Origin of the sequence: Mycobacterium nebraskense (assembly GCF_002102255.1) — a bacterium.
In the GTDB taxonomy this organism is placed as follows: domain Bacteria; phylum Actinomycetota; class Actinomycetes; order Mycobacteriales; family Mycobacteriaceae; genus Mycobacterium; species Mycobacterium nebraskense.
This window is the reverse complement of sequence record NZ_LQPH01000156.1, coordinates 56,645-81,981: the sequence shown is the minus strand read 5'-3', so window position 1 is coordinate 81,981 and position 25,337 is coordinate 56,645. Positions and strand designations below refer to the sequence as shown.

Annotated in this window: 29 protein-coding genes, 3 tRNA genes and 1 pseudogene; 13 read left to right on the top strand and 20 right to left on the bottom strand. The window is 67.8% G+C overall.

From position 1 onward, the window contains the following. Positions 1-102: 102 nt before the first annotated feature. The 3 genes from AWC17_RS23605 to AWC17_RS23595 form a co-directional block, all read right to left on the bottom strand. A tRNA-Ser gene (locus AWC17_RS23605) sits at positions 103-192 on the bottom strand. A gap of 29 nt (positions 193-221) precedes the next feature. Further along, positions 222-680 carry a nucleoside deaminase gene (locus tag AWC17_RS23600; RefSeq protein ID WP_046183760.1) on the bottom strand — a complete coding sequence of 153 codons (459 nt, stop codon included), beginning with the start codon at positions 678-680 and terminating at the stop codon, positions 222-224. A gap of 77 nt (positions 681-757) precedes the next feature. Beyond that, a complete protein-coding gene (locus tag AWC17_RS23595) occupies positions 758-1,279 on the bottom strand; it encodes a tRNA adenosine deaminase-associated protein (protein ID WP_046183759.1) in 522 nt (173 codons plus the stop codon). A gap of 147 nt (positions 1,280-1,426) precedes the next feature. Here AWC17_RS23595 and AWC17_RS23590 point away from each other — a divergent pair, with 147 nt between their 5' ends. Then, positions 1,427-2,365 carry a prephenate dehydrogenase gene (locus tag AWC17_RS23590; RefSeq protein ID WP_047322872.1) on the top strand — a complete coding sequence of 313 codons (939 nt, stop codon included), beginning with the start codon at positions 1,427-1,429 and terminating at the stop codon, positions 2,363-2,365. Here the strand turns inward: AWC17_RS23590 and AWC17_RS23585 are convergent. The 5 genes and pseudogenes from AWC17_RS23585 to AWC17_RS23565 all read right to left on the bottom strand — a co-directional run bounded on the left by AWC17_RS23585 (position 2,328) and on the right by AWC17_RS23565 (position 6,378). After that, on the bottom strand, positions 2,328-2,927 hold the full coding sequence (locus tag AWC17_RS23585; RefSeq protein ID WP_046186092.1) for a putative glycolipid-binding domain-containing protein: 600 nt from the start codon (positions 2,925-2,927) through the stop codon (positions 2,328-2,330). The two genes, AWC17_RS23590 and AWC17_RS23585, sit on opposite strands and share 38 nt — an antisense overlap. Beyond that, the gene (locus AWC17_RS23580) at positions 2,928-3,656 is read right to left on the bottom strand and encodes an ABC transporter permease (RefSeq protein WP_046186093.1); all 729 of its coding nucleotides are present in this window, start codon (positions 3,654-3,656) and stop codon (positions 2,928-2,930) included. Then, positions 3,653-4,339 (bottom strand): ABC transporter permease, encoded by a 687-nt coding sequence (locus AWC17_RS23575; RefSeq protein ID WP_046186091.1) that lies wholly within the window; start codon positions 4,337-4,339, stop codon positions 3,653-3,655. The genes AWC17_RS23580 and AWC17_RS23575 overlap by 4 nt, the downstream gene beginning before the upstream one ends. Further along, positions 4,297-5,434 (bottom strand): annotated as a pseudogene (locus tag AWC17_RS23570) (ABC transporter ATP-binding protein). The gene AWC17_RS23575 and the pseudogene AWC17_RS23570 overlap by 43 nt, the downstream one beginning before the upstream one ends. Further along, positions 5,431-6,378, bottom strand: coding sequence for an ABC transporter substrate-binding protein (locus AWC17_RS23565; protein WP_046186089.1), 948 nt, complete (start codon positions 6,376-6,378; stop codon positions 5,431-5,433). The pseudogene AWC17_RS23570 and the gene AWC17_RS23565 overlap by 4 nt, the downstream one beginning before the upstream one ends. 100 nt (positions 6,379-6,478) lie before the next feature. Here AWC17_RS23565 and AWC17_RS23560 point away from each other — a divergent pair, with 100 nt between their 5' ends. Next, complete coding sequence (locus AWC17_RS23560) at positions 6,479-6,832, top strand: LapA family protein (RefSeq protein ID WP_046186088.1); 354 nt, start codon at positions 6,479-6,481, stop codon at positions 6,830-6,832. Here AWC17_RS23560 and AWC17_RS23555 read toward each other — a convergent pair. Further along, on the bottom strand, positions 6,829-7,875 hold the full coding sequence (locus AWC17_RS23555; RefSeq protein WP_046186087.1) for a phosphotransferase family protein: 1,047 nt from the start codon (positions 7,873-7,875) through the stop codon (positions 6,829-6,831). The genes AWC17_RS23560 and AWC17_RS23555 overlap by 4 nt on opposite strands. Positions 7,876-7,910: 35 nt before the next feature. Continuing rightward, entirely contained in the window at positions 7,911-8,519 is a 609-nt protein-coding gene (locus AWC17_RS23550) for a histidine phosphatase family protein (protein WP_046186086.1), read from the bottom strand. Positions 8,520-8,623: 104 nt separating this feature from the next. Between AWC17_RS23550 and AWC17_RS23545 the strand changes: the two genes are divergently transcribed. The 6 genes from AWC17_RS23545 to AWC17_RS23520 are packed head-to-tail and all read left to right on the top strand — an operon-like array spanning position 8,624 to position 14,053. Continuing rightward, the gene (locus tag AWC17_RS23545) at positions 8,624-9,286 is read left to right on the top strand and encodes a class I SAM-dependent methyltransferase (protein WP_047322871.1); all 663 of its coding nucleotides are present in this window, start codon (positions 8,624-8,626) and stop codon (positions 9,284-9,286) included. Positions 9,287-9,342: 56 nt separating this feature from the next. Continuing rightward, on the top strand, positions 9,343-10,389 hold the full coding sequence (locus AWC17_RS23540; RefSeq protein WP_046185288.1) for a phosphotransferase family protein: 1,047 nt from the start codon (positions 9,343-9,345) through the stop codon (positions 10,387-10,389). Position 10,390: 1 nt separating this feature from the next. Beyond that, positions 10,391-11,155, top strand: coding sequence for an SDR family NAD(P)-dependent oxidoreductase (locus AWC17_RS23535; RefSeq protein WP_046185289.1), 765 nt, complete (start codon positions 10,391-10,393; stop codon positions 11,153-11,155). A gap of 17 nt (positions 11,156-11,172) precedes the next feature. After that, entirely contained in the window at positions 11,173-12,480 is a 1,308-nt protein-coding gene (locus AWC17_RS23530; RefSeq protein WP_046185290.1) for an acyl-CoA dehydrogenase family protein, read from the top strand. Further along, positions 12,477-13,088 (top strand): TetR/AcrR family transcriptional regulator, encoded by a 612-nt coding sequence (locus tag AWC17_RS23525; protein WP_046185291.1) that lies wholly within the window; start codon positions 12,477-12,479, stop codon positions 13,086-13,088. Before AWC17_RS23530 ends, AWC17_RS23525 begins: the two co-directional genes overlap by 4 nt. Continuing rightward, complete coding sequence (locus AWC17_RS23520) at positions 13,088-14,053, top strand: NADPH:quinone oxidoreductase family protein (RefSeq protein ID WP_046185292.1); 966 nt, start codon at positions 13,088-13,090, stop codon at positions 14,051-14,053. Before AWC17_RS23525 ends, AWC17_RS23520 begins: the two co-directional genes overlap by 1 nt. A 74-nt stretch (positions 14,054-14,127) precedes the next feature. Here AWC17_RS23520 and AWC17_RS23515 read toward each other — a convergent pair whose 3' ends face one another. Next, positions 14,128-16,008: an alkyl/aryl-sulfatase gene (locus tag AWC17_RS23515; RefSeq protein WP_167385630.1), complete on the bottom strand. Its 1,881-nt coding sequence runs from the start codon at positions 16,006-16,008 to the stop codon at positions 14,128-14,130. 170 nt (positions 16,009-16,178) lie between these two features. On the opposite strand from AWC17_RS23515, the gene AWC17_RS23510 reads away from it, so the two are divergent. After that, positions 16,179-16,655 carry a lipoprotein LpqH gene (locus AWC17_RS23510; RefSeq protein ID WP_046185294.1) on the top strand — a complete coding sequence of 159 codons (477 nt, stop codon included), beginning with the start codon at positions 16,179-16,181 and terminating at the stop codon, positions 16,653-16,655. Here the strand turns inward: AWC17_RS23510 and AWC17_RS23505 are convergent. The 6 genes from AWC17_RS23505 to AWC17_RS23485 form a co-directional block, all read right to left on the bottom strand. Beyond that, positions 16,648-18,165, bottom strand: a complete 1,518-nt coding sequence (locus tag AWC17_RS23505; protein ID WP_046185296.1) for a sensor histidine kinase — start codon at positions 18,163-18,165, stop codon at positions 16,648-16,650. The two genes, AWC17_RS23510 and AWC17_RS23505, sit on opposite strands and share 8 nt — an antisense overlap. Then, a complete protein-coding gene (locus AWC17_RS23500) occupies positions 18,143-18,847 on the bottom strand; it encodes a response regulator transcription factor (RefSeq protein WP_046185295.1) in 705 nt (234 codons plus the stop codon). The genes AWC17_RS23505 and AWC17_RS23500 overlap by 23 nt, the downstream gene beginning before the upstream one ends. A 152-nt stretch (positions 18,848-18,999) precedes the next feature. Then, the gene (locus AWC17_RS32825) at positions 19,000-19,155 is read right to left on the bottom strand and encodes a DUF6131 family protein (RefSeq protein ID WP_090419013.1); all 156 of its coding nucleotides are present in this window, start codon (positions 19,153-19,155) and stop codon (positions 19,000-19,002) included. 10 nt (positions 19,156-19,165) lie between these two features. Further along, positions 19,166-19,414: a hypothetical protein gene (locus AWC17_RS23495; protein ID WP_046182738.1), complete on the bottom strand. Its 249-nt coding sequence runs from the start codon at positions 19,412-19,414 to the stop codon at positions 19,166-19,168. Positions 19,415-19,518: 104 nt separating this feature from the next. Then, positions 19,519-19,929, bottom strand: coding sequence for an MmcQ/YjbR family DNA-binding protein (locus AWC17_RS23490; protein WP_046182739.1), 411 nt, complete (start codon positions 19,927-19,929; stop codon positions 19,519-19,521). An 83-nt stretch (positions 19,930-20,012) separates the two neighbouring features. Continuing rightward, positions 20,013-20,954: a class I SAM-dependent methyltransferase gene (locus tag AWC17_RS23485; RefSeq protein WP_046182740.1), complete on the bottom strand. Its 942-nt coding sequence runs from the start codon at positions 20,952-20,954 to the stop codon at positions 20,013-20,015. A gap of 222 nt (positions 20,955-21,176) precedes the next feature. Between AWC17_RS23485 and AWC17_RS23480 the strand changes: the two genes are divergently transcribed. Both AWC17_RS23480 and AWC17_RS23475 read left to right on the top strand, forming a co-directional pair. Next, positions 21,177-22,175 (top strand): phosphotransferase family protein, encoded by a 999-nt coding sequence (locus tag AWC17_RS23480; protein ID WP_231588391.1) that lies wholly within the window; start codon positions 21,177-21,179, stop codon positions 22,173-22,175. A gap of 19 nt (positions 22,176-22,194) precedes the next feature. Continuing rightward, positions 22,195-22,716: a hypothetical protein gene (locus tag AWC17_RS23475; protein WP_085165158.1), complete on the top strand. Its 522-nt coding sequence runs from the start codon at positions 22,195-22,197 to the stop codon at positions 22,714-22,716. Positions 22,717-22,900: 184 nt separating this feature from the next. On the opposite strand, the gene AWC17_RS23470 is transcribed toward AWC17_RS23475, so the two are convergent. Both AWC17_RS23470 and AWC17_RS23465 read right to left on the bottom strand, forming a co-directional pair. Continuing rightward, a tRNA-Arg gene (locus tag AWC17_RS23470) sits at positions 22,901-22,973 on the bottom strand. A 43-nt stretch (positions 22,974-23,016) separates the two neighbouring features. Beyond that, positions 23,017-23,105, bottom strand: a tRNA-Ser gene (locus tag AWC17_RS23465). Positions 23,106-23,189: 84 nt separating this feature from the next. Between AWC17_RS23465 and hisC the strand changes: the two genes are divergently transcribed. Together hisC and AWC17_RS23455 are read left to right on the top strand one after the other, a co-directional pair. Then, positions 23,190-24,257: a histidinol-phosphate transaminase gene (gene hisC / locus AWC17_RS23460; RefSeq protein ID WP_046182743.1), complete on the top strand. Its 1,068-nt coding sequence runs from the start codon at positions 23,190-23,192 to the stop codon at positions 24,255-24,257. Between the two features lie 11 nt (positions 24,258-24,268). Further along, a complete protein-coding gene (locus AWC17_RS23455; protein WP_046182744.1) occupies positions 24,269-24,730 on the top strand; it encodes a DUF4334 domain-containing protein in 462 nt (153 codons plus the stop codon). A 16-nt stretch (positions 24,731-24,746) separates the two neighbouring features. Here AWC17_RS23455 and AWC17_RS23450 read toward each other — a convergent pair whose 3' ends face one another. Continuing rightward, a complete protein-coding gene (locus AWC17_RS23450; RefSeq protein WP_197083367.1) occupies positions 24,747-25,331 on the bottom strand; it encodes a TIGR03086 family metal-binding protein in 585 nt (194 codons plus the stop codon). Positions 25,332-25,337: the final 6 nt, after the last annotated feature.

Below are 25,337 nucleotides of genomic sequence, written 5' to 3'. Positions count from 1 at the left end.
CTCTACCGGCCAGGACCACCCTGTCGGCAACCCACGTTCACATGTGTGCGAGGCCCCAGCCTCGTCATACCGTCTAATCTGCTGAACGCGCCTTAATGGCGTTGGCGGTGGCGGAGGGATTTGAACCCTCGGACGGTGTTAGCCGTCACACGCTTTCGAGGCGTGCTCCTTAGGCCGCTCGGACACGCCACCGCGGAGCAGCTTACCCAACCCTCGGCCCCTCACCCCAATCGCTGGCGCGCGAAGAACGCTTCCAGCGGCGCGGCGCACTCTTGGGCGAGCACGCCGCCGCGCACTTCCGGCCGATGGTTGAGCCGCCGATCGCGGACCACGTCCCACAGCGATCCGACCGCTCCCGTCTTGGGTTCCCACGCGCCGAACACCAGCCGGCCGACGCGGGCCAAGACCAGCGCGCCGGCGCACATGGTGCACGGTTCGACCGTGACTGCCAGTGTGGCGCCCTCCAGTCGCCAGCCGTCGCCTAGTGCACCGGCCGCCGCGCGCAGCGCCAGGATCTCGGCGTGCGCCGTGGGATCCCCCAGGGCTTCCCGAGCATTGACCGCGCGGGCCAGTTCGGTTCCATCGGCGCCGACGACCACCGCGCCGATGGGCACGTCGCGGGGACCCGCCGTCGCGGCGACCGACAACGCGGCACGGATCAGGTCTTCGTCAGGTATCACCGACCGAGCCTGATGGCGGCGAGCCGCAGCGCCCGGTCCCCCGCAAGCGCGGGTGCCCCCACCGCCGGCGCTTGGGATCACCGACCGATGCGGTCGATCACGGCCGACAGCTGGTCGGCAAAGCCCATTTCCCGGGCGATGCGGCCGAGCTGCTCGTCCGCGTACAGGTCGGCCTCGTCGAGGATGACGCCCAGCACCGCCTCGGGAAGCCCGATGTCGGACAGCAAACCAAGGTCGCCCTCCTCGAACGGGTCGGAATCCTCCAGGTCCTCGGGGTCGATGTCGGCATCCAGCTTGTCCAGCACTTCGGCGGCGATGTCGTAGTCCAGCGCGGCGGTGGCGTCCGACAGCAGCAGCCGGGTCCCCGACGGCGCGGGGCGCACGATCACGAAGAACTCATCATCCACGTCGAGCAGCCCGAACACGGCGCCGGCGCTGCGCAATTCCCGCAGTTCCGTCTCGGCTGCCTTGAGGCTCAGCAGTGATTTACGGGCCATTGGTGAACACCGCCACTGGCCCTCTTCGCGCACGACCGCGACGCCGAAACCGTCCGGCAGTTCGGCGGACAGGCCTTGGGCTGGGGCCCGTTGTGCTCCCATGGGCGCTTACGGTAGTCGCTGACCAGGACCCTGACCAGATGGAGCGCGCACGAACGCAGAGGCGCGCCGGCAGCCGGACGCACCGCCGCCGCCGGATTGTGCCAACCTTGGTCTGTGGCTAGCCCTGTTTCTGGAACACCGGTATGCGTGCTCGGGCTGGGGCTGATCGGGGGCTCGATAATGCGCGCCGCCACTGCGGCAGGCCGGGAAGTCTTCGGCTACAACCGGTCGGTGGAGGGCGCACAGGGAGCCACCGCCGACGGTTTCGACGCGACCACCGACCTGACCGCAACGCTGACCCGCGCGGCCGACACCGGCGCACTGATCGTCCTTGCGGTACCCATGCCGGCAATGGCCGGCATGCTCGCCCATGTCGGCGAACTGGCCCCGGCCTGCCCGTTGACCGACGTCACCAGCGTCAAACGGGCGGTGCTCGACGAAGTCGTCGCGGCCGGTCTGCAGGAGCATTTCGTCGGCGGCCACCCGATGACGGGCACCGCCCATTCGGGTTGGGCCGCCGGCCACCCCGGCCTGTTCACCAGGGCGCCGTGGGTGGTCAGCGTGGACGACCACGTCGACCCCCGGGTGTGGTCGATGGTGATGACGCTGGCGCTGGACTGCGGCGCGGTGGTGGTGCCGGCCAAGTCCGACGACCACGACGCCGCGGCGGCCGCCATCTCGCACCTGCCGCACCTGCTCGCCGAGGCGCTGGCGGTCATCGCCGGGGAAGTCCCGCTGGCCTTCGCGCTGGCCGCCGGATCGTTCCGCGACGGGACGCGGGTGGCGGCCACCGCCCCGGACCTGGTGCGGGCGATGTGTGAGAGCAACGCCTCCCAGCTGGTGCCGGCGGCCGACCGGGTCATCGAGCTACTGAGCCGAGCCCGCGAGTCGCTGGTCACGAACAATACGGTGGCCGAACTCGTCGAGGCCGGCCACGCCGCCCGCACGCGTTACGACAACTTCCCGCGTTCCGACATCTTCCACGTCGTCATCGGCGGCGAGAACTGGCGCGAGGAATTGGCCGCCGGCGGCCGGGCGGGCGCAGTGATCAGATCCGCTCTGCCAACCCTGGATAGTCGACGATGAATCCCTCTTCGTCGACACTGACGATGGTGTCGGCGACCGGCGAGCGCAGCTTGATGCCGTCGAGGCCGCCCGAGCTGGTGTAGCTCACGAGGTCCGGGGTGATGGACATGTCAGGCAGGTTGACGTAGACGACCGGCAACGTGACCGAGTCCGCCCGCTCGTGCAGGCCGAGCCGCCGGATGGGCAATGCGTTGAAGAAGGGGCTGAACACCACGTCGCAGTCGAGCGCGCCGTTGTACGCCGCGCGGTGCTCGCCCTGATGGTCGGTGACCAGCCACATGTTCTCTTCGTCACGGGCGATGGACACCACGCGTTCGCGTTCGGCCAGCGTGACGGTCATCCCGAGCCGCTTGGTGGCGCCGGTCTCGTCGGTCTGCAGGTCGTAGTACGCGCCGAACGCCGGGTTGGTAGCGGTGGCGGCCGCGACGATGCGGCCATTGGCCTTGATCCTCTTGCCGGACACCTGGATTCGTACCGATTCCATCCGCGATACGTCCTGTGCACGCCAGGTGAGCATCGCCTGCCACACGCGCCGAGTCGAATCAGAGGAATCTGCGTTCACTCATCTACCGTAAATCCTGCCCGCGAACCGTGGTGTACCTGCCCGGTGCTCGCGTCCGCCGACCACCCTGCGCGGCCGGCCGGTGCCCGGCACCGACGCCCACACCGTCAACGCCAATAGCCCGTCGAGCGCCAGCGCCAATGCAGCCACCATCAAGGCGCCGACCAGGGCAAGGTGAAACTCGCGCTCCTTGATGCCGTCGATCAGGTATCTGCCCAACCCACCCAGGCTGGCGTATGCCGCCACCGTCGCGGTGGCGACCACTTGCAGCGTCGCGCTGCGCAACCCGCCCAGGATCAACGGCAGCGCGTTTCGCGCCTCCACCCGCAGCACCTGGGCCTCCGTCATGCCCATCGCGCGGGCGGCGTCCACCACGGTCGGCTCGACGTTGGCGATTCCCGCGTAGGTGCCCGCCAGCAGCGCCGGGACACCCAGCAGCATCAGGGCGACCAGCGGCGGCCCCATGCCCAGCCCGAACAGCAGCGTCCCGAGCAGCAGCACGCCCAGCGTCGGCAATGCGCGCAACCCGTTGACCGCGCCCACCACCAGCAGCGTGCCGCGGCCGGTGTGCCCGATGATGAGCCCGGCGGGGATGGCGATCAGGGCCGAGGCGCCCACCGCGACGGCGGTGTACTCGAGATGCTCCAAGACGCGCGCCGCGAGCCCGACCGGCCCGGTCCAGTTGTCGGCGGTCAACAGGTAGGAGATGGCCCGCTGCACAAAATTCATCGCGCGCCACCCACGATCGGGGCCACCACCGACCGCCGGCGCGGCGCCCGCGCGGTGCGTTCCCACGGCGTGATGAGCCGGCCGCCCACCACGATCAGCGCGTCGATGACGATCGCCAGCAGGAAGAGCGCGATGATGCCGGCCAGGATCTGGTCACTCTTGTTTGTCTGGTAGCCCTCGGTGAACCAGGTGCCCAGGCCGCCGATCCCGATCACCGAGCCCACCGATACCATCGCGATGTTGGTGACGACCACCACCCGCAACCCGGCCACCAGCACTGGAATGGACAGCGGCAGTTCGACTTTCAGTATGCGGGTGATCGGCGGGTAGCCGACGGCGGTGGCGGCGTCGCGCACCTGGGCCGACACCGCGTCCAGCGCCTCGAGGACCGCGCGTACCAGCAGCGCCGCGGTGTAAGCCGTCAGCGCCACCATGACGTTCGCCTCGTCGAGGATGCGGGTCCCGATGATCATCGGTAGGACGACGAACAGCGCCAGCGACGGGATGGTGAACACGACGCTCGCGGTCGCCGTGGTCAGCCGGCGGGCAACCGGCGCGCGTTGCACCGCCGCGCCCAGCGGGACGGCGACCGCCAACCCGATCAGCACCGGCACCAGCGACAGCCGCAGATGGACGACGGTCAGCGCCCAGGCGTCGTCGAGGTGGGTGAGCAGGTAGTGCATCCGTCACTCCCGCCGTCGGGCTTCCGCCGCGGCCAGCACGTCGCCGGCCAGCACACCGCCGATGACCCTGCCGCCGTCGTCGACGGCGACGCCCACCCCCGACGGCGACGACAGCGCCGCGTCGAGCGCCTGGCTGAGATTCCCGCGGGGATGAAACAACGAGCCGACGCCGCTCATGCTGTCCGACAACGACGCACCGGCGCGATGCCGGCGCAGGCCTTCGGTGTCGATCCAGCCCAGTGGCGCGCCCGCACCGTCCACCACCACCGCCCAGCCGTCCGCCGGGCCGGCCTCGGGGAGGGCGTCCGCCGGGATGCGCCGCACGTCGTGCAGCGGCAAGCCGGCCGCGTCGATGAGCTGCAACCATCGGTAGCCGCGGCCCAGACCGATGAACCTCGCCACGAAATCGTTGGCCGGCCGCGACAGCAGCCGCGCGGGCTCGTCGTACTGCTGCAACGAGCCGGCCCTGAAGACCGCGACCTGGTCGGCGAGTTTGAGCGCCTCGTCGATGTCGTGGGTGACGAAGACGATCGTCTTGTGCAATTCGCTTTGCAGACGCAGGATTTCGTTCTGCAGGTCGAGGCGGACCACCGGGTCGACCGCCGAGAACGGTTCGTCCATCAACAAGATCGGTGGGTCGGCGGCCAGGGCGCGCGCCACGCCGACGCGTTGTTGCTCACCGCCGGACAGCTGCGCGGGGTAGCGGGTGGCGAGCTTGGTGTCCAACCCAACCCGTTCGAGCACCCCATAGGCGGCGGCGCGCGCCGCCCGACGGGACTGCCCTTTCAGCACCGGAACCGTTGCGACGTTGTCGATCACCCGCAGGTGCGGCATCAGGCCGGCATGCTGGATGACGTAGCCGATCCCGAGGCGCAGTCGCACCGGGTCGAGGGTGGACACGTCCACCCCGTCGACGGTGATGGTGCCGGACGTCGGCTCGATCATGCGATTGACCATGCGTAGCGCCGTGGTCTTGCCGCTGCCCGAGGAACCGACGAAGACGGTCAACTTCCCCTTCGGGATCGCCAGGCTCAGCCGGTCCACCGCGGTGGTCCCGTCGGCGAAGACCTTGCTGACTTCGTCGAAGACGATCATTGGCCGACCGGATGGTTGAAACCGTTGTCCCGCAACCAGTTCCGCGCAGCCTGGTCGGGATCGATGCCGGAGTTCCCCGTCACTGCGGCGTTGAGTCCGGCCACCCCGGGAGTGGTCAGCTTCGCCGACACGGCGTCCAGCACCTCCTTGAGCCGGTCCGACTTCTTCAGCGAATTCACCAGCGGCACAATGTTGCCGGCCAGGAAGTTGTGCTCCGGGTCTTCGAGCACCACCAGATGGTTCTGCGGGATCGCCGGCGACGTGGTGAAAACGTTTGCGGCGTTGACCCTCCCCTCCGACAGGGCGCGCACCGTGACCGCGCCGCCGCCGTCGTTGATGGCAACGAAGTTGCCCGGCCTGATGTCGAGTCCGTACTTCTGCCGCAGCCCCGGCAGGCCGGCCGGCCGGTTCGCGAACGCCGAGGGTGCCCCAAACCTCACGCCCGCCGAGTGCGCCGCGAGGTCGGCGATTGTCTTCAGTTTCCACGAATTAGCCGTCTCGCCGGTCACGGTCACGGTGTCGGTGTCGGTCGCCGGCGACGGCGTCAGGATCGCCAGGTCGCTCGGGAGCTTACGGTCGAGCTCCAACTCGACGGCGTCGAGCATGGTCACCGTCGACTCGGGCGCAATGTAGAGCAGCAGGTTGCCGATGTACTCCGGCACCAGGTCGATGGAGTGGTCTTTGAGCGCGGGGATATAGGTCTCCCGGCTGCCGATCCCCATCCGTCGGCCGACCTGGAAACCGTTGGCCTGCAACGCTTGTGCGTATATCTCGGCGATGATCTGTGACTCCGGGAAGTCCCCGGACCCCACGACGATGGATTTGGGGCTGCGGACCTCGGCGCCCAGCGGGTCGGAGCTGCTGCACGCCGCGAGAACACCGATCGCCGTGAGCCACACTGCCGCTTGGATGATCGCGCGGTGCGCGCGCGACGGCATCCTCATATCCCCGACACTAACGTCCAAACCGCCCGCGCGCCGCGACGAACAGGGCCGGTTGCGCGGTTTGGTTTCATTCTGTGCCGATTGGGACAAAGATGACGCTATGAGCAGCCACACCCCTGCCTCGCCCAGCCAGCCGCCCCCGAAGCCTCCCGCGGCGCCCAAGCCGGTCGCGGCACCCAGGGAACCAGCTATCGGGTTCACCCGTGCCGGTGCGCTGTGGTCGTCGCTGATCGCCGGCTTCCTGATTCTGATTCTGCTGCTGATCTTCATCACCCAGAACACGGCGCCGACGCCGTTTACGTTCTTGGGCTGGCACTGGAGCCTGCCGCTGGGTGTGGCCATCCTGCTGGCGGCGGTGGTCGGCGGCCTGATCACGGTCGCCGTCGGCACCGCGCGAATCCTGCAGCTGCGCCGGGCCGCCAAGAAGCACCACGCAGCGTCCGCCAAGGGCTAGCCGGGCAGCTTGGCCAGCTCGGCCAGCCCCCGGGAAATCAGCGGCGCCACAACCTCCGGCATGTGGTCGGAGTCCATCCCACGAGCCTGGTCCGACATCCGCCTGCGGAAGTCGATGCCGGCGGCGATGATGGCGAGCTTGAAGTAGGCCAGCGCCATGTAAAACTCCCAATGCGCCAACGGCAAACCGGCGACCAGCGAATACCGGTCGGCCAGCTCGTCGGCCGTCGGCAGCAGCGGTGACGTCCAGGCGGCCTGCGCATTGACGATCAAGTCCAGCGCGGGGTCGCGGTACACGCACATCAGGGCCGCGTCGGACAGCGGGTCACCGAGCGTGGACAGCTCCCAGTCGACGACGGCGCGCACCTTCGTCGGGTCGTCGGCGTCCAGGATGGTGTTGTCGATCCGGTAGTCGCCGTGCACGATCGACGTGCGGCTTTGCTGGGGAATGGCTTCCTGCAGACCGGAATGCAGGCGCTCGACGTCGGTGTCGCGGCGGTCGTCGGGCAGCCGCACCAATGCCCACTGCGAGCCCCACCGCCGCACCTGGCGCTCCAGGTAACCGCTGGGCTTGCCGAAATCGGCCAGACCCACGGCCTTGGGGTCGACGTTGTGCAGGTCGACGAGGACCCGGATCAGCGAGCCGACGCAGCCCTCGATGAGGGTGTGGCTGAAGGCTTCCAGCTGGGCGCGGCGGCGCACCACCTGGCCGGCCACGAACTCGACGATCTGGAACGGCGCGCCCAGCACCGAGTCGTCCTCGCACAGCGCGATCGCGCGCGCCACCGGAACGGGTGTGTCCCGCAGCGCGGCGACGACTCGATATTCGCGGGCCATGTCGTGCGCGGACGGGGTCAGCCCGTGCAGCGGCGGGCGCCGCACCAGCCAGCTGGTCGCGTCGTCGTAGACGCGGAACGTCAGATTGGAGCGGCCACCGGAAATGAAGTCCGCACGCAACTCACCGTCGCGTCCGATCCCGAGTGAACGCAGGTAGGAGTCCAGCGAGGCCAGGTCGAGCCCTTCGAGTTGGTCAGCTGAAGTCACCGGACTTGTTTACCACCGCCGGACGCCGACGTGGCTCACCACCTTTGGTTTCGGGGCAGCAGGTCCCACACGTGCTCGACGCCGTTGATCCCCGCCACCGTCGCCTGACCGGATCGCGAGAACAGCAGCCGGGTGACCGACGCGTAGTCGACGGGAAACGACAACAGCCGGGAAGTCCCCAGAATTTGGTGCAGCAGGACGTTGATCACCCCGCCGTGGCTGAACACCGCGACGGTGTCCTCGGGATCGACGGAGGCGACGAGGTCGTCGACCGCCGCGCGAACCCGGCCGAGGAACGCGTCCTCGTCGACCGCGCTGGGCAGGTGCCCTTGCGCCAGGCGCGCCCACTCGTCGGGCATTTCCTCGCGGATCTGCTCGACGGGGATGTACAGCGGAAGGTCGCGGTCATATTCCGCGAACCGGTCGTCGATCTCGACGGAGAGCTCCAGCGCCGCCGCGACCGGTTCGGCCGTCTGGATGGCGCGACGCTGGGGGCTGCTAACCACCCGGGAGATGGGAAACCGGTCCAGCGCCTTGGGCAGTCGCTCGATCTGTGCCAATCCCTCGTCCGACAGGTCCGGGTCGGAGCCCTCGCCGTGTTCGCTGCGCAGCGGCAGCGCATGCCGGACCAGAAGCAATTGCATGTGTCTGTTCCTGTCTGTGGTTCAGCGCGACGTGTTCATTCAAAGCATTCAGACTGGCCCCCGCAAAATAGGGCTCACGGGAAGGCCAACCTCGAGGAGGATGAATGACCGAGCCGAACATGGATTGGGATGCGGCGTACCGGCAGGAAACGCCGCCGCCGTGGAGCATCGGGCGGCCGCAGCCCGAGCTGGCGGTGCTGATCGACGAAGGCGAGATCCGCGGCGATGTGCTGGACGCCGGCTGCGGCCACGCCGCCCTGTCGCTGGCCCTCGCCGAGCGGGGCTACACGGTTGTCGGCCTGGACAGCAGCGCGACCGCGATCGAGGCCGCGGCCGTGACGGCCGCGGAGCGAGGGCTGACGACGGCGACTTTCGCGCAGGCCGACGTCACGAACTTCCGCGGCTATGACGGCCGCTTCTCCACCATCCTGGACAGCGGGCTGTTCCATGCGCTGCCGCTGGAGAAGCGCCAGGATTATCTGCGGTCGATCTTCAGGGCGGCCGCCCCGGGCGCGGCCCTGTACATCCTCGCGTTCGCCGCCGGGGCGCTGGGCGACGCCGATCACGGAGGCGCGCCGCGCGGCTTCGCCGAAACCGAGCTGCACGATGCCGTTTCAACGCTGTGGCGGGTCGACGATCTGCGCCCGGCGAAGGTTTATGGCAACGCGCCCGCATCCGCCGAGGGCCCGCTGGCGCACCTGGAACGCGACGACCAGGGCCACTTCATCGCACCCGGGTTTCTGCTCACCGCCCATAAGCCGGACTGAAAGGCCGCGCCCGGCTTGGAGAATGCTATTCTCCGCACAGAGAGTGGGGTGTGCGGATGACAACGACAGGTCAGGCCCAACCGGACGCGGGCGTTCTTGCTCGCTGGCTGGATGCGAACGATGCACCGGGAAAGGGTGAGGAACCGCGGCTGGAGCAGCTGAAGGGCGGCTCGCAGAACACGCTCTACCTGCTCGACCGCGGCGGCGAGCGGATGGTGCTGCGGATGCCCGGCGCCCGCGCCGACGCCGCGCGCATCGACGGCTTGCTGCGCGAAATCCGGCTGGTGCGAGCGCTGTCCGGCACCGACGTCCCGCACGCGGCGCTGATCGCCGCCGACGACACCGGCACCGTGCTCGGCATGCCGTTCTACGTCATGCAGGCCATCGACGGGTGGAGCCCGATGGACGGGGGCTGGCAGCCGCCGTTCGACACCGACCTCAACGCCCGGCGCGGGCTGGCCTTCCAACTCGTCGAGGGCGCGGCCAAGTTGGGCCGGGTGGACTGGCGGGCCCAAGGCCTCGACGGCTTCGGCCGCCCGGACGGATTCCACGAGCGGCAGGTCGACCGCTGGCTGACCTTCCTGGACGCCTACAAGGTGCGCGACCTGCCCGGCCTCGACGAGGCCGCGGACTGGCTGCGAAACAACCGGCCCGCGCATTACCGGCCGGGCATCATGCATGGCGACTACCAGTTCGCCAACGTGATGTTCGCGCACGGGGAACCGGCGCGACTGGCCGCGATCGTGGACTGGGAGATGACGACGGTCGGCGACCCGCTGCTGGATCTGGCGTGGTGCCTGCTGGGCTACGACGGCGAAGAGCCGCGCGCCGACGGGTTCTATCTGGACATGACCGGCATGCCCACCCGAAGCGAGCTGCTGCGACACTACGAGACCGTCAGCGGGCTTTCCACCGAGAACATCGACTACTACCTGGTGCTGGCCAATTGGAAGCTCGGCATCGTGCTGGAAAAGACCTACGCTGCGGGTGTGCGCACCGGAAAGGTCGACCCCAAGATCAAGGACGCCTTCGGGGCGATGATCCCGCAGCTGATCGCCACTGCCGCCGACCTCGCCCGGTCTCTGCCAAGCGCGGGTCGCTGAAATGGGTTACGCCGACCAGCTTTTCGATCTCACCGACCGGGTCATGCTGATCACCGGCGGCAGCCGCGGACTGGGGCGCGAGATGGCGTTCGGCGCCGCGCGCTGCGGCGCCGACGTGGTGATCGCCAGCCGCAACATGGACAACTGCGTGACCACGGCCAAGGAAATCGAGGCCGAAACCGGGCGCTCCGCCATGCCGTATCAGGTGCACGTCGGGCGCTGGGATCAGCTCGACGGGTTGGTCGAGGCGACCTATGACCGGTTCGGCAAGGTCGACACGCTGATCAACAACGCCGGCATGTCACCGCTGTACGACAAGCTGACCGACGTCACCGAGAAGCTGTTCGACGCGGTGGTCAACCTCAACCTCAAGGGCCCGTTCCGGTTGTCGGCCCTTGTCGGCGAGCGGATGGTGGCGGCCGGCCGCGGGTCCATCATCAACGTGAGCACGGCGGGGTCGCTGCGCCCGACGCCCGACATAATCCCCTACGCCGCCGCCAAGGCCGGGCTCAATGCCATGACCGAAGCCCTGGCGAAGGCGTTCGGACCGTCGGTGCGGGTCAACACGCTGATGGCCGGCCCGTTTCTGACCGACGTGAGCAAGGCCTGGAACCTCGAGGCGGCCCAGGGCAAGCCGTTCGGGCACCTGGCGCTGCAGCGCGCCGGAGATCCGGCAGAAATCGTCGGCGCTGCACTCTTTTTGGCGTCCGACGCCTCCAGTTTCACCACCGGCTCCATCTTGCGCGCCGACGGTGGGCTTCCCTAGCAGATAGGAGCATTCGAATGTCTTGGGACTTCTCCACCGAACCGGAATTTCAGCAGAAAGTCGACTGGGTTCGCGAGTTCGTGCGCCAAGAGGTGGAACCCCTCGAGGTGCTCTTCCCGGGGTGCGAGTTCCTGCCGCTGAACGAGCAGCGCCGGCGCATCGTCGATCCGCTCAAGCAGCAGGTCCGCGACCAAGGCTTGTGGGCGCCGCATCTGGGCCCGGAACTTGGCGGCCAGGGCTTCGGCGCGGTGAAGCTGACGTTGATCAACGAAATTCTTGGCCGCAGCCCGTGGGCGCCGATCGTGTTCGGCACGCAGGCGCCCGACACCGGCAATGCCGAGATCATCGCCCGCTTCGGAACGCAGGAGCAAAAGGACCGCTACCTCGCCGGGCTGCTGTCCGGGGAGATCTTCTCGTGTTTTTCGATGACGGAGCCGCAGGGCGGCGCCGATCCGCGGGTCTTCCGGACGCGCGCCTTCCGCGATGGCGACGACTGGGTGATCACCGGGCGAAAGTACTTCTCCTCCAACGCCTCCGTCGCCTCGTTCTTCATCGTCGTCGCGATCACCGACCCGGACGTGCCGGTCCACCGCGGCGCCTCGACGTTCCTGGTGCCGGCCGGAACCGATGGACTGACCATCGAAGCCACCCACCACCTGGTCGGCGCTCTACCGCACGAACCAGGGCATTCGCTGGTGCACTACGAGGGAGTCCGGGTGCCGGCCGACGGGCTGCTGGGCGAACCCGGCCATGGCTTCATGATTCTGCAGACCCGGCTGGCCGGCGGCCGACTGCATCACGCGATGCGGTCGATCGGAGTGGCCCAACGCGCGGTGGAGATGATGGCCCGCCGCGCGAAAAGCCGCTTCACGCAGGGTAGTTCGCTGGCCGACAAGCAACTGGTGCAGGCTTTCATCGCCGACTCCTACACCGAGCTGATGCCGTTCCGGCTGGCCGTGCTGCACGCGGCGTGGCTGATCGACACCGCCGGGGAGCACGCCGCCCGCGCCGAGATCGGCGCCTGCAAGATCCTCGCGTCCCAGGTGCTCAAATCCATTGGGCTGCGCGCGATCCAGGTGCATGGCGCGCTGGGCACCACCGACCAACTACCGCTGGTCAACGTGCTGCTCGGCGGGGTGGCGCTCGGTCTGGCCGACGGACCGACCGAAGCCCACAAGGTCAACCTGGCCCGGCTCCTGCTCAAACACTACGAGGCGGAAGACGCCGAGTGGCCCAGTGAACTGCTGGACATTCGACGGGAGGCCGCACGCACCAAGTACGGCGACCTCGTCGACCAGGTTCCGGCGCTGCCCGATTCGCCGTGAGCAGCAGGGTGACCGCGGCGGTCGAGCGGGCGCTCGACGACCGCCAGCGGGGGGCTACCGAAGAGGTCGAGCGCATCCTGGCCGCCGCTGTCCGCGTGATGGAACGGGTCGCGCCCGAACCGCCGCGCGTGAGCGACATCGTCGCCGAGGCCGGCTCGTCTAACAAGGCGTTCTACCGCTATTTCGCCGGCAAGGACGATCTCATCCTGGCCGTCATGGAGCGCGGGGTGGGCATCGTCGTGTCCTACCTCGAGCACCAGATGGCCAAGGAGCAAGACCCGCGCGACCAGGTGGCGCGCTGGATCGAGGGCACGCTGGCACAGGTGGCCGACCCGCACCTGATCAGCATGAGCCGCGCGGCCGCCGGGCAGATGTCGGCCGGCACGAATTGGCGGGCGGCGGATCAGGAGATGATGCGGCCATTGCGCGATCTGCTCGTCGAACCCGTTGCGGCCCTGGGCAGCAGCGACGTCGAGCGCGACGTCGAGACCGTATTCGGCTGCACCGCGGCGACCATGCGCCGCTACGTGGGATCGGCCGACCGGCCGAAGGCCGACGACATCGCACACCTGGTGGAATTCTGTCTACGCGGTTTGGGGGTCAGTTGATGCGCGCCGTGGTCTGCCGTTCCTATGGCACTCCGGAGGATCTGGTCCTCGAGGACGTCGACGAGCCCGTCCCGGCCGCCGGCCAGCTGCTGGTGCGGGTGCGCGCCGCCGCGGTCAATTTCCCCGACGTGCTGTTCATCGCCGGCAAGTACCAGGTCAAGATTCCGCCGCCGTTCATACCGGGCAACGAGGTCGCCGGCGAGGTGATCGCCGCCGGTGAAGGCGCGCCGTTCAAGCCAGGCCAGCGAGTATCCGGGACCACCTTCGGGGCATTCGCCGAACAGGCGCTGCTGGACGCGAGCCAGGCGGCGCTCATGCCCGACGACGCCGACTTCGCGTCGGCCGCGGCCTTCGGCGTGACCTACCGCACCGCATATCACGCGCTGCGCTCGACCGCGGCAGTGAGAGAAGGGGATTGGGTCGTCGTGCTGGGCGCCGCGGGCGGCGTCGGGCTGGCCGCGGTCGACCTGGCCGTCGCCATGAAGGCCCGGGTGCTGGCCGCGGCGTCGAGCCCGGAAAAGCTCGAGCTGTGTCGGCAACGCGGCGCCCAGGCGACCGTCGACTACGACCGCGAGGACTTGAAGTCGCGCATCCGCGAGCTCACCGGCGACGCCGCCCGGGTGGTCATCGACCCCGTCGGGGGGGCGTATGCGGAGCCGGCGTTGCGCGGCCTGGCGCGTGGCGGCACCTTCGTCACGCTGGGCTACGCCGCCGGAACGATACCGGCCATCCCGCTCAATCTCGTTCTGCTCAAGGACATCTGCGTGCGCGGCATGGAGATCCGCACCTTCATGACCGACCACCCCGACGAGGCCGCCCGCGACATGCGGGAGTTGTCGGAGATGTTCGCCTCCGGCACGATCCGGCCGTACATCGGGGCGCGATTCCCGCTGGCCGAAACCGCCGCCGCGTTGCGGCATGTGGCCGACCGGAAAGTGCTGGGCAAGGTCGTCATCGACGTATGACGCGGTGTGGCACCGAGATTGCCGCCATGGTCGTGAAATCCAGGCCCCAGACAGCCCTCTCGGCAATCTCGGTGTCACGGAGTGACGATGTTGAAACTCGGGTCCGGCTGATCCAGCACGCCCAGGAGGGCCCGCAGCGCCGCCTGGTCACCGGATATCTGTAGCCCGGGCGAGGCGAAGTCGCCGAGCGCCGCCGTCAGTAGCCGAGACTTGCTGTCCAGGTTGACCGTAACGGTTGCCGTCGCCGGTTCGGCGGCCGCCTTGCGGTACACGAGCACCCCATTACGCAGGGTGAGCCGATAGTTGGCGGCCAGATCGGCGAAGGCGAGGTCGATAGCAAGGTCGAGCTCCCAGCTGCGGGGGCCGTCGACCCGGATGGCGAGGCTGTCGAAGATCTGCTCCGGGGTCAGCTGGGTAAGCATAGTGGGCGAGGTGACCTGAGCCGCGGTGCCGAAGTTTCCGCCACGCAACTCGGTTGCGCCACTGAGGAAGAAGTTGCGCCAGGTCGCGTTCTCGGCGCCGTAGGCCAGCTGCTCGAGCGTGTCGGCGTACAGCGTGCGGGCGCCGGCATGCCCGTTGTCGGTGAAGATCGCATGATCCAGCAGAGTTGCCGCCCAACGGAAGTCACCGGCATCGAACGCCATGCGGGCCAGTTCGACAACACGGTCGATTCCACCCATCGCCTCGACGTAGCGCGGCGCGAGGGCCTCCGGCGGATGGGGCCACAACCGGGCCGGGTTGCCGTCGAACCACCCCATGTAGCGCTGGTAGATCGCCTTCACGTTGTGGCTGACCGACCCGTAATACCCGTGCGTGTGCCACGCGCGCTCGAGCGCCGGCGGCATCTGGAACATCTCCGCGATCTCGACCCCGGTGTAGCCCCGGTTGAGCAGCCGCAGCGTCTGGTCGTGCAGGTAGGCATACATGTCGCGCTGCAGCGACAGGAACTCGACGATGCTCTGCCGGCCCCACGTCGGCCAGTGGTGGGAGGCGAATACCACGTCGGCGCGGTCGGCGAAGGTGTCGATCGCCTCGGTGAGGTAGCCGGACCAGGCGTGCGGGTCGCGGACCAGGGCACCGCGCAGGGTCAGCAGGTTGTGCAGGTTGTGGGTGGCGTTCTCGGCCATGCACAGCGCGCGGAAATGCGGGAAGTAGAAATGCATTTCGGCGGGCGCCTCGGTGCCGGGCGCCATCTGGAACTCGATCTCCACGCCGTCGATGGTGTGCTTCTCGCCGGTCTCGCGGACGTCGACGGTGGGGACGATGATCGCCACCTCACCGGTAGACGGAGCCTGGCCCAGCCCGCAGCCCACCTGATCCCGGGGCCCGCGCGCCAGCAGGGTGCCGTACATGTAGGTCGCCCGGCGCGTCATGGCCGGACCGGCGTAGACGTTCTCCTGGACCGCGTGCTCGACGAAACCTTCCGGCGCCAGCACTGCCACCGCGCCGGCGTCAACGTCCGCCTGTGAGGTGACGCCCAGCACGCCGCCGAAGTGGTCGACATGGCTGTGGGTGTAGATCACGGCGACGACGCGGCGGTCGCCCCCGCGGTGGGCGCGATAGAGCGCCAGTGCCGCCGCCGCGACCTCGGTGGACACCAGCGGGTCGATGACGATGATGCCGGTGTCGGTCTCCACGAACGTGACGTTCGAGATGTCGAAGCCACGGACCTGGTAGATGCCCGGAACCACTTCGTAGAGGCCTTGTTTGGCGGCCAGAGTCGACTGCCGCCACAGGCTGGGGTGCACCGACGACGGCGCGGGACCTCCGAGAAAGGAGTAGGCGTCGTTGTCCCACACCACGCGTCCGTCGGCCGCCTTGATGACGCACGGGGACAGGGCGGCGATGAATCCACGATCGGCGTTGTGAAAGTCCGTGTCGTCATGGAATGGCAGCGCGTGCGTGCGATGCGCCGCCTCGATGACTGCGGTAGGGGGTTTGCGCTCCACGCCAATACATTGCCATTGATGCGCCATTCCGCGAATCGTTGCGGCGCATCTTGTCACGTGACCTACGAAGACAGAAACAATTACCCGGAACCCTAGATGTTCGGTCCAGTTAACCCGCATACTGCCCAGACGGCCTTCAATGCCGAGGGTCGCAACTTTCGGGCAAAGGAGAACACGTGAAGCGTGGACTGATGGTCGCGGTGGCTGGGGCAGCAATTCTGGCCGCCGGTATTTCCGGCTGTTCCAGCAATAAGTCGAGTTCAGGCGGTTCGGGTACCAGCTCCGCAGTGAACACCTCGGCGGGCGCTGCCAGCGGAACCAAGGTCCTCATCGACGGCAAGGACCAGAACGTGAGCGGCTCGGTCGTGTGCACGACCGCCGGCGGCAACGTCAACATCGCGATCGGTGGCGCAGCGACCGGGATCGCCGCCGTGCTCACCGACGCCAATCCGCCCCAGGTGAAGTCGGTCGGGCTGGGCAACGTCAACGGCGTGACGCTGGGCTACACCTCGGGGACCGGGCAGGGCAATGCCTCCGCCGAGAAGAACGGCAACAGCTACAAGATCACCGGGACGGCCACCGGGGTCGACATGGCCAACCCGATGCAACCGGTGAACAAGCCGTTCGAAATCGACGTCAATTGCTCTAGCTAGCTGAGGACGCGGGCGGTTGCCACCCGTTGAGTGGCAACCGCACCGTGAACTCGGTATGGCCGGGTGAGCTGTTCACCGTGATCGTCCCGTTGTGGGCCTTGACGACCGCAGACGCTATCGCCAGACCCAGACCGGTGCTGCCGCCCTTGCGGGACCGCGAGGTATCACCGCGGGCGAACCGCTCGAACACTTCGGACTGAAGCGCCGCCGGGATGCCGGGGCCGTTGTCGACGACCTGCAGCACGGAGTGTGCCGGCTCCGTGCTCAGTCGCGTGGTCACGACCGTGCCCGCGCCGGTGTGCAGGCGGGCGTTGGCGAGCAGGTTGGTCAGCACCTGGTGTAGCCGGGCCGCATCACCCGTGATGATCACGGGTTCCTCAGGCAGGTCGAGCTCCCACTGATGATCCGGTCCGGCGACATGCGCGTCGTTGACCGCGTCGACCGCCACCCGCGACAAATCGACCGGTTCGCGTTCCAGCGGCCGCCCGGAGTCCAGGCGGGCCAGCAGCAGCAGGTCCTCGACCAAGCGGGTCATCCGTTCCGTCTCGGAGGCCACCCGGCTCATCGCGTGCGCCACCGCCTCGCGGTCGTCACCCATGCGTTGGGTGAGTTCGGTGTAGCCGCGGATCGCGGCAAGGGGCGTTCGGAGTTCGTGACTGGCGTCCGCGACGAACTGGCGGACGCGGGTCTCGCTGGCCTGCCGGGCCGACAGCGCGGCCGCGATGTGGTCGAGCATCCGGTTGAGGGCCGACCCGAGTTGGCCGACCTCGGTGGAGGGGTTGGCGTCGGATTCGCGCACCCGGAGCGGCAGCTCGACCTCACCGCGATCCAGCGGCAAGTCGGCCACCCTGCTCGCGGTCTGCGCGACGCGGCGCAGCGGCGCCAGCGCCCGCCGGATGATCACGACCCCGGCGATCGTCGCGGCCGCCAACGCGATCACGGTGACGATCCCGAAGATGATCAGCATCCGGATCAGGGTGGCGTCGATGTTGGCCATCGAGAGGCCGGTGACGATGATGTCGTCGCCGTTGCGGCTCGGGGCGGCGATCACCCGGTATCGGCCAAGACCGTCCAGGTTCAGAGTGACCGGCGCGCGGCTGCCGGCGATCTGCTCCAGTTGGGTCTGGGCGGTGGGCGTCAGCGCGGCCCGGGCGCCGCTGCTGGTCAGGTAGCCGGCGTCAACCGTCTTGCCGTGATTGACGACCGCGGCCACCATGCCGGCCGGCTGCCCGGGAGCGTCCAGGAACCGCGGGCCGGGGCCCGGCCGCGGATAGTAGGAGTGCTCGTGCCGCCATCCCGGGTGGTTCGGTTCGGGGTACATCAGCGCCGAGCGGAAAGACGTGCCGGCGAGTTGCCCGTCGAGTTGCTTCACCAGGTGGTGGTTCAGCGCCAGTTCGGTCACCACGGTGATGCCCACGCACACGATGGCCAGCACGACGATCTGCCCGACCAGCAACCGCAGTCGCAGGGACCAGGCCCGCCGAGCGTCAGCGAGCCGGCTTGAGGACATAACCCGCGCCACGCAGTGTGTGGATCATGGGGTCGCGACCGTTGTCGATCTTCTTGCGAAGATAGGAGATGTAGAGCTCGACGATGTTAGACCGGCCGCCGAAGTCATAGCTCCACACCCGGTCGAGAATCTGGGCCTTGCTCAGTACCCGCTTGGAGTTGCGCATCATGAACCGCAGTAACTCAAACTCGGTGGAGGTCAACGCAATTGGCTCGCCACCCCGGGTCACCTCGTGGCTGTCCTCGTCGAGCACCAGGTCGCCGACCATCAGCTGCGCGCCGCTGTCCACCGTCGTCACTCCGGTGCGCCGCAGCAGGGCCCGCAGGCGCAGCACCACTTCTTCGATGCTGAACGGTTTGGTGACATAGTCGTCGCCGCCGGCAGTCAGCCCGGCGATGCGGTCTTCCACGGCATCCTTGGCCGTCAGCAGCAGCACCGGCAGCTGCGGGTTTTCTTCACGCAGCTTGTGCAGGACGTCGAGCCCGCTCATGTCGGGCAGCATCACGTCGAGGACGACCACGTCGGGGCGTTGGGCGCGGGCGGCGGCGACGGCCGATGCCCCGTCGCTGGCGGTGGCGATATTCCAGCCCTCGTACCGCAGCGCCATCGACACCATTTCGGCCAAGACGGACTCATCGTCCACGACCAACACGTTGATCGGATTCCCGTCGGCACGACACATGACAACCCGCTCGACTGAGGCCCGGGGCTGTGTCACAGGTTCCAGTATGCGCACCGTGCTGAGCCGCCGCTATGGCCTACCTTTGCGTGCCCTGTGAACGGGATCGCGCGACTGCCGGGCAGTCGCGCGATCCCGTTTTCCCGGCGAAGTGGTTAATACCAGTAGCGCCGGCCGGCGACTGGGCGGCCGATGGAGCCCATAATCCACAACACGGCGCCGATGACGAGCACGACGACGCCGATCTCCCACAGCAATGGGACGCTGAATACAAACCCGAGAATAAGCAGGACTACACCTAGGACAATCATGACGACTCCTTTATGTGAGGGGCACTAGGACACCGGGCATTGAACTGGGCTGCGGAACATGGCAGTCCTTGACTTTCGGGTTGACGCCCCCGTAATTCAAAGGCCCCGCGATGACGGTCAACGCGATGTTTCCCGCTGTGACACAACTGGTTGAGTCACCCTTGAAGTAATCGCGTTGCCATGCCGCAAACACCCCGATGAGCAGCCACACCAGGGCAATCGTGCCGATGATTCCGCTGCCACGCATGGTGACCTCCAATGTGGTCGAGAAAAATTTCTCGTGGACTTTAGTTACCCGTTCGACTTGTGTCTAAACATTTGCTGCGGGTGAATTCGGCAGTGCGCCAGCGGAGCCCGGCGGGCCTAGGTGTGGTCGGCGAGCCATGCGGCGGCCCGCCTCCTCGAGGCCCGGGACAGCCACGCGTCTTGAATCATCTCGCTGAGTTCCGTCCTGCCGATTTCGGCCAGCCGACTGGCCCGCACCAGCACCGAAGGATGCCCGTCGAAATGGTCGGTGGTGAAAAACGGCGCAGCGGGATCCTGAGTCAACGCCAATTTGTCGCTCTCCGACTCCACCCAGAGCATGATCACGTCCGGATACCGTTCACCGGTGTCCGGATCGGTCGCATCGGGCTGAGGGGTGCGAAAGAACACGAACGACTTCCCGCCCACCTGGTAAATGGGGTTGCCCTTCGGACCTTCCAGGCGCTGCACGTGCGGCATCGACGCGGCGATCTCGTGCACGTCGCTCACCCGCGCAGGTCGATCAGCCACAACCGCGAGGGTAGCGGCGTTGCGGCAAAAGGACGTTCAACGGTCGACCCGCACCGAGCCGCCGGCGGTCGTGTTGACGCGCCCTAGCGACGCCGCTGCGCGGACACGTACAACGTGGGCGGCATCGCGTGCCCCGCGTCCTGCGGAACGCTGCGACCGTAACGGGCCATCAACTCGGAAAACGTCGCCGTGGCGACATCCCAGCCGTACTCCCGCAGCCAACCGTCGACAGGAGTGCGCTCCTCGGGGTACCAGAGGTCGTCGAAGTCGGTGATCTCGGAGTCGACCAGCTTGGCGGCCGCGGCCCGCATACGCTGCATATCCTCGCGCTGGCGCCGGACGAGCTCGGGATCGGTGAATCCCGCGCCCGGCACGTTCGAAGCCAGCCAGCTCCCGTCGGCGCTGAGCGAATGGATGCGCTCGAACAAAAGGTCCTGGGCCTGCGCCGGCAGGTAACGCACCAAGCCCTCGGCCGACCAGGCGGCCGGCCTGGACGCGTCAAATCCGGCTTCCTGCAACGCCTTCGGCCAATCCTGCCGCAGATCGATCGGCACGTTCACCAGTCGCGCCTTTGGCTGCGCGCCGTGTTCGCGGAGCGTGTTGGTCTTGAAGTCCAGGACTTTGGGCTGGTCCAGCTCGTAGACGACCGTGCCGTCGGGCCATGGCAGCCGCCACGTGCGTGCGTCCAAGCCGGCGGCCAGGATCACCACTTGCCGAACGCCAGAGTCGGCCGCGCCAAGGAAAAACTCGTCGAAAAACGCTGTCCGCGTGGCCATGAAGTCGATCATCAGCTGGATGCGCGACCGCACGTCGGGCTCCAGTTCCACCGCCTTGGCCAGCAACCCGGGATCGGCGTAGATGCTCCACACCCCCTCACCCGCCGCGTTCACGAAGACGCGCGCGAACGGGTCGTTGATGAGCGGGTCGGCGCTCTCGGTCTCGGCAGCCCGCGCCGCCGCGACACCCAGCGCGGTGGCTCCCACACTTTGGGTGATGTCCCAGGAATCGTTGTCTGTACGCGGCATCGCCAGTTCCCCTCCAGGCCCGAGAGTCAGTTAGTTCCGCACACTATTGTTCCAGCCTCCGCCACCCGAAGCCCCTTCCCGGCGGTGGCCTACGCTTTTTCCCAGACGGCCCACAGGTTGCAGAGGAGCAGCTGGCATGACGCGTACGCCGCACGAAGTGTTCGCCCTGATCGGCGAGGGCTGAACGTGGATGCCGTGAATCTCGACGCCGTCGCGGCGTGGATGTCCGAGCGGGGACTTGGCGAGGGCCCGCTGGAGGAGGTCTCCGCCGTCACCGGGGGAACGCAGAACGTCATGCTTCGGTTCACCCGGGCCGGACGGCCCTACGTGCTGCGACGCGGGCCGCGGCACCTGCGTCCGCGGAGCAACAGCGTGATCCTGCGGGAAACTAAAGTTCTTGCGGCGCTGTCTGATTCGGACGTGCCACACCCCCACCTGATCGCCGCATGCGACGACCCGAGTGTGCTCGGCGACGCGGTCTTCTACCTGATGGACCCGGTCGACGGGTTCAACGCCGGGGAAGGGCTGCTGCCGTTGCACGCGGGCGATCCCACCGTGCGGCACGGCATGGGCCTCTCGATGGCCGATGCGCTGGCGAAGCTGGGCGCCGTCGACCACGTCGCGGTCGGTCTCGCCGACTTCGGCAAGCCGGAGGGCTTCCTGGAGCGCCAGGTGCCGCGCTGGCTTTCGGAGCTGGACTCCTACAACGAGTACGACGGCTACCCCGGGCCGCAGATCCCCGGCATCGAGGAGGTGTCGGCCTGGCTGGAACGCCACCGGCCGGCAACGTGGACGCCCGGGATCATGCACGGCGACTACCACGCCGCCAACGTGATGTTCTCTCGAACCGGGCCGGACGTGGTCGCGATCGTCGACTGGGAGATGTGCACGATCGGCGACCCGCTGCTGGACCTGGGCTGGCTGCTGGCCACCTGGCGCCAGCCCGACGGTTCCACCGTGTTCAGCCACGCCCTGGGCGGCCAGGACGGACTGGCCAGCACCGACGAGCTTTTCCAGCGCTACGCCGCCAACACCACCCGCGACTTGTCGCATATCACCTGGTACACCGTGCTGGCCTGCTTCAAGCTGGGCATCGTGATCGAGGGAACGCTCGCCCGGGCCTGCGCGGGCAAGGCCGAAAAAGAGGTCGGCGACCAATTGCACGCGGCCACGGTGCACCTGTTCGAGCGCGCGCTGGGCCTGATCGAGAACGCGGGCTGATCCACTGACATCTCCCTTCGTGCCGCCGTATCCCGAGGAACCCGACTACTACTCCGAGCCCACCCAGGCCGCAGGGTATGGCGGGTATTACGACGAGTCGGCGCCTGAGCCGGAGCCGCCGACTCCCTGGTACCGCCGTCCGGCGGCGTTGATAGCGGCCGGCGCGGTCGGGGCGATCGTGCTCGCTGCGCTGGTCTTCGCGGTGGTCAAGCTTGCGACCGGATCGCCCGCTCATAGCCCGGCAGCGACGACCACCACCACCACCACCACCACCACCACCACCACGACCACCACTCCGGCCACGACGGTGACCACCACCACGACGGAGTCACCTCGGTACCACGGCGGGGGCGGCGGCGGTGGGGCGCCGACCGAGACGGTCACCGAGACGGCCCCGCCGCCGAGCACCGACACGCCCACCACGACGGAGCCGCCGAGCACCGTCACGGTATCGCCGAGCACCGAGACCAGCACCGTTACGCAAACCGTGACCGTGCCGCCGCGCCGCGGGCCATTCGGAGGGCCGTTCGGCGGCCGCTAGCGGTCAGCCTTTGCCGACGCATACGGGTGGCAGAAGTGCCGAATCATGTTGGCTGGAGCGGGTTTTCATCGGAGTTTACTCGGCGGTACTGCGCAGCCAGCAGGACCAGCGCCATGCGGGTACGCATGAGATCCAATTGATCCGGGATATCGGACAAGGCCGGCGCGAAGGGCCGGTGAGAATGCGCGCCCGAAGGGATTCGAACCCCTAACCTTCTGATCCGTAGTCAGATGCTCTATCCGTTGAGCTACGGGCGCCCGTGTTCAGTTGTCTTGCATGGTGGTCCGCTAGAGGACCCAGCGGAGGCGAGAGGATTTGAACCTCCGGTCCCCTTTGAGGGGGACAACTCATTAGCAGTGAGCCCCATTCGGCCGCTCTGGCACGCCTCCCTTGGACTGTTTGAGGGTACCCGACCCTTTCCCGGTCTCGCCGAACCGGCCATAGCGTACACATCTGCGACATAAACTGTCGAAGTGACCGCTCGCTTGCGTCCCGAACTGGCCGGACTGCCAGTCTATGTGCCCGGCAAGAACGTGCCGGGCTCGATCAAACTGGCCAGTAACGAGACGGTGCACGGGCCGCTGCCCAGCGTGCATGCGGCGATCGAGCGCGCCGTTGCCGTCGTCAACCGCTACCCGGACAACGCCAGCGTCGACCTCAAGGCGGCATTGGCCATGCACCTGGGCTCCAACGTCGCCCCCGAGCAGATTGCCGTCGGCAGCGGTTCGGTCACCTTGTGCCAGCAGCTGGTGCAGATCACCGCCTCCGCCGGCGACGAGGTGATGATGGGCTGGCGCAGCTTCGAGTGCTACCTGCCCATCGTGCAGGTGTCCGGCGCGACCGCGGTCAAAGTGCCGTTGACCGACCACACGCACGACCTCGACGCCATGCTCGCCGCGATCACCGACCGCACCCGGCTGATCTTCGTCTGCAACCCGAACAATCCAACGTCGACGGTGGTCGATCCCGACGCCCTGGCCCGTTTCATCGAGGCCGTACCACCGCACATCCTGATCGCCATTGACGAGGCCTACGTCGAATACATCCGCGACGGCATGCTGCCCAACAGCTTGGAGTTGGCGCTATCCCGCAGCAACGTCGTTGTGCTGCGGACCTTTTCGAAGGCTTACGGGCTGGCCGGCCTGCGCGTCGGCTATGCGATCGGCCACCCCGATCTGATCACCGCGCTGGACAAGGTCGTCATGCCGTTCGCCGTGACGAACGTCGCCCAGGCGGCCGCCATCGCGTCGCTGGAGGCGTCCGACGAACTGATGGCCCGCACCGACGCCCTGGTCGCCGAGCGCACCCGCGTCAGCGCCGGGTTGCACGACGCCGGGTTCACCCTGCCGCCGTCGCAGGCCAACTTCGTCTGGCTGCCGCTGGGTGCCCGTACGACGGACTTCACCGAGCAGGCCGCCGACGCGCGTCTGGTGGTGCGACCGTTCGCAGGCGAGGGGGTGCGCGTCACCATCGGCGCGGTGGAGGAGAATGACGCCCTGTTGCACTTCGCCCGCGACTGGATTTCCCGCACCGACCCGTAAGGAGTAGTCCGTTGGACTTGGCGCGCAAACTGTTCACCGAGTTCAAGGAGCGCGGCGGCGACATCCCCGACACCGAGCTCGACGACTTCTGGGCCAGTCTTGAGCCCGCGACAATCGAGGAGATGCTGGGCGAGTGGAAGGGCGGCGAGTTCCGCACCGGCCACCGGATGAACGGCCAGCTGGAAAAGGCCGGCTGGTTCGGCAAGACCTTCAATTCGGCCCGCGACGTGCAGCCGCTGGTCTGCCTCGACGCCGACGGCAACAAGTTCTCGAACAAGGAAATGGGCAAGGGCGAGGCCAGCCTGTGGCTCGAAGAGTTCCGCGGGGAGGTCATCGCGACGATGGTCTACGACGGCCAGCCCGTGCACGACCACTTCAAGAAGATCGACGACGACGCCGTGATGGGCATCATGAACGGCAAGGGCGTTCGGGATAACGGCCGGTACTACTACTTCTACCTCGAGCGGGTGTAGCGGCTCAGGGTTCGAGCTACCGGGCCGGGTTGCGGCCGGTAAACGCGACCAATTGGTCGAGCGCGCCGGCATCTTCGGGCAGGTCCACCGGGTCGTCGAACCCGGCGCCGCCGCGCAGTTCCGGCCTGATGATGTGGCGGGCCAGCCCCAGCACGTATTCGGACAGCGGTTCGGGCGCGTTTATCTCATGTCCCACCGCGGCGGCGTAATCCCAAGCGTGGACCAGGAATTCGATCGACAGGACGGCGCACGCGCTCTTGGCGGGCATCTCGCCCTTGCCGAACGGCACGGACCCGTCCAGGCCGTGGCGATGCCAGGCATCCAGCGCGGGCCTGGCCGCGGCGACCACCTGCCGTTCCACCGAATCACCTTGGTCGGGCTCCGGAATCTCCGCGCCCACCATGCCGCCCAGCGCCGTGATCGAGCCGAGCAGATGATCGGTCAGTTGCGCCACGTCGAACTCCGCGCACGGCGTTTGCCGGGACAGGTCGTCGGCCGCGATCGTGTGCAGCACCCGCTGCAACACCCCGAGCGTGTCTTCGGCGCTGTGCAGTTCATCGGTGGGCGGGGAGTGTGGGCCGGGCCGCAAATCAGGAGCCATATTTGC

Coding starts and splice junctions, on each gene's coding strand:
- AWC17_RS23580 (WP_046186093.1), bottom strand. CDS start 3,656: ATGAATTTTGTGCAGCGGGCCATCTCCTACCTGTTGACCGCCGACAAC.
- AWC17_RS23485 (WP_046182740.1), bottom strand. CDS start 20,954: ATGCCGCGTACAGACAACGATTCCTGGGACATCACCCAAAGTGTGGGA.
- AWC17_RS23565 (WP_046186089.1), bottom strand. CDS start 6,378: ATGAGGATGCCGTCGCGCGCGCACCGCGCGATCATCCAAGCGGCAGTG.
- AWC17_RS23530 (WP_046185290.1), top strand. CDS start 11,173: ATGTCTTGGGACTTCTCCACCGAACCGGAATTTCAGCAGAAAGTCGAC.
- AWC17_RS23550 (WP_046186086.1), bottom strand. CDS start 8,519: ATGCAATTGCTTCTGGTCCGGCATGCGCTGCCGCTGCGCAGCGAACAC.
- AWC17_RS23540 (WP_046185288.1), top strand. CDS start 9,343: ATGACAACGACAGGTCAGGCCCAACCGGACGCGGGCGTTCTTGCTCGC.
- AWC17_RS23545 (WP_047322871.1), top strand. CDS start 8,624: ATGACCGAGCCGAACATGGATTGGGATGCGGCGTACCGGCAGGAAACG.
- AWC17_RS32825 (WP_090419013.1), bottom strand. CDS start 19,155: ATGATTGTCCTAGGTGTAGTCCTGCTTATTCTCGGGTTTGTATTCAGC.
- AWC17_RS23520 (WP_046185292.1), top strand. CDS start 13,088: ATGCGCGCCGTGGTCTGCCGTTCCTATGGCACTCCGGAGGATCTGGTC.
- AWC17_RS23500 (WP_046185295.1), bottom strand. CDS start 18,847: ATGTGTCGTGCCGACGGGAATCCGATCAACGTGTTGGTCGTGGACGAT.
- AWC17_RS23595 (WP_046183759.1), bottom strand. CDS start 1,279: ATGGGAGCACAACGGGCCCCAGCCCAAGGCCTGTCCGCCGAACTGCCG.
- AWC17_RS23505 (WP_046185296.1), bottom strand. CDS start 18,165: ATGTCCTCAAGCCGGCTCGCTGACGCTCGGCGGGCCTGGTCCCTGCGA.
- AWC17_RS23535 (WP_046185289.1), top strand. CDS start 10,391: ATGGGTTACGCCGACCAGCTTTTCGATCTCACCGACCGGGTCATGCTG.
- AWC17_RS23575 (WP_046186091.1), bottom strand. CDS start 4,339: ATGCACTACCTGCTCACCCACCTCGACGACGCCTGGGCGCTGACCGTC.
- AWC17_RS23560 (WP_046186088.1), top strand. CDS start 6,479: ATGAGCAGCCACACCCCTGCCTCGCCCAGCCAGCCGCCCCCGAAGCCT.
- AWC17_RS23450 (WP_197083367.1), bottom strand. CDS start 25,331: ATGGCTCCTGATTTGCGGCCCGGCCCACACTCCCCGCCCACCGATGAA.
- AWC17_RS23480 (WP_231588391.1), top strand. CDS start 21,177: ATGTCCGAGCGGGGACTTGGCGAGGGCCCGCTGGAGGAGGTCTCCGCC.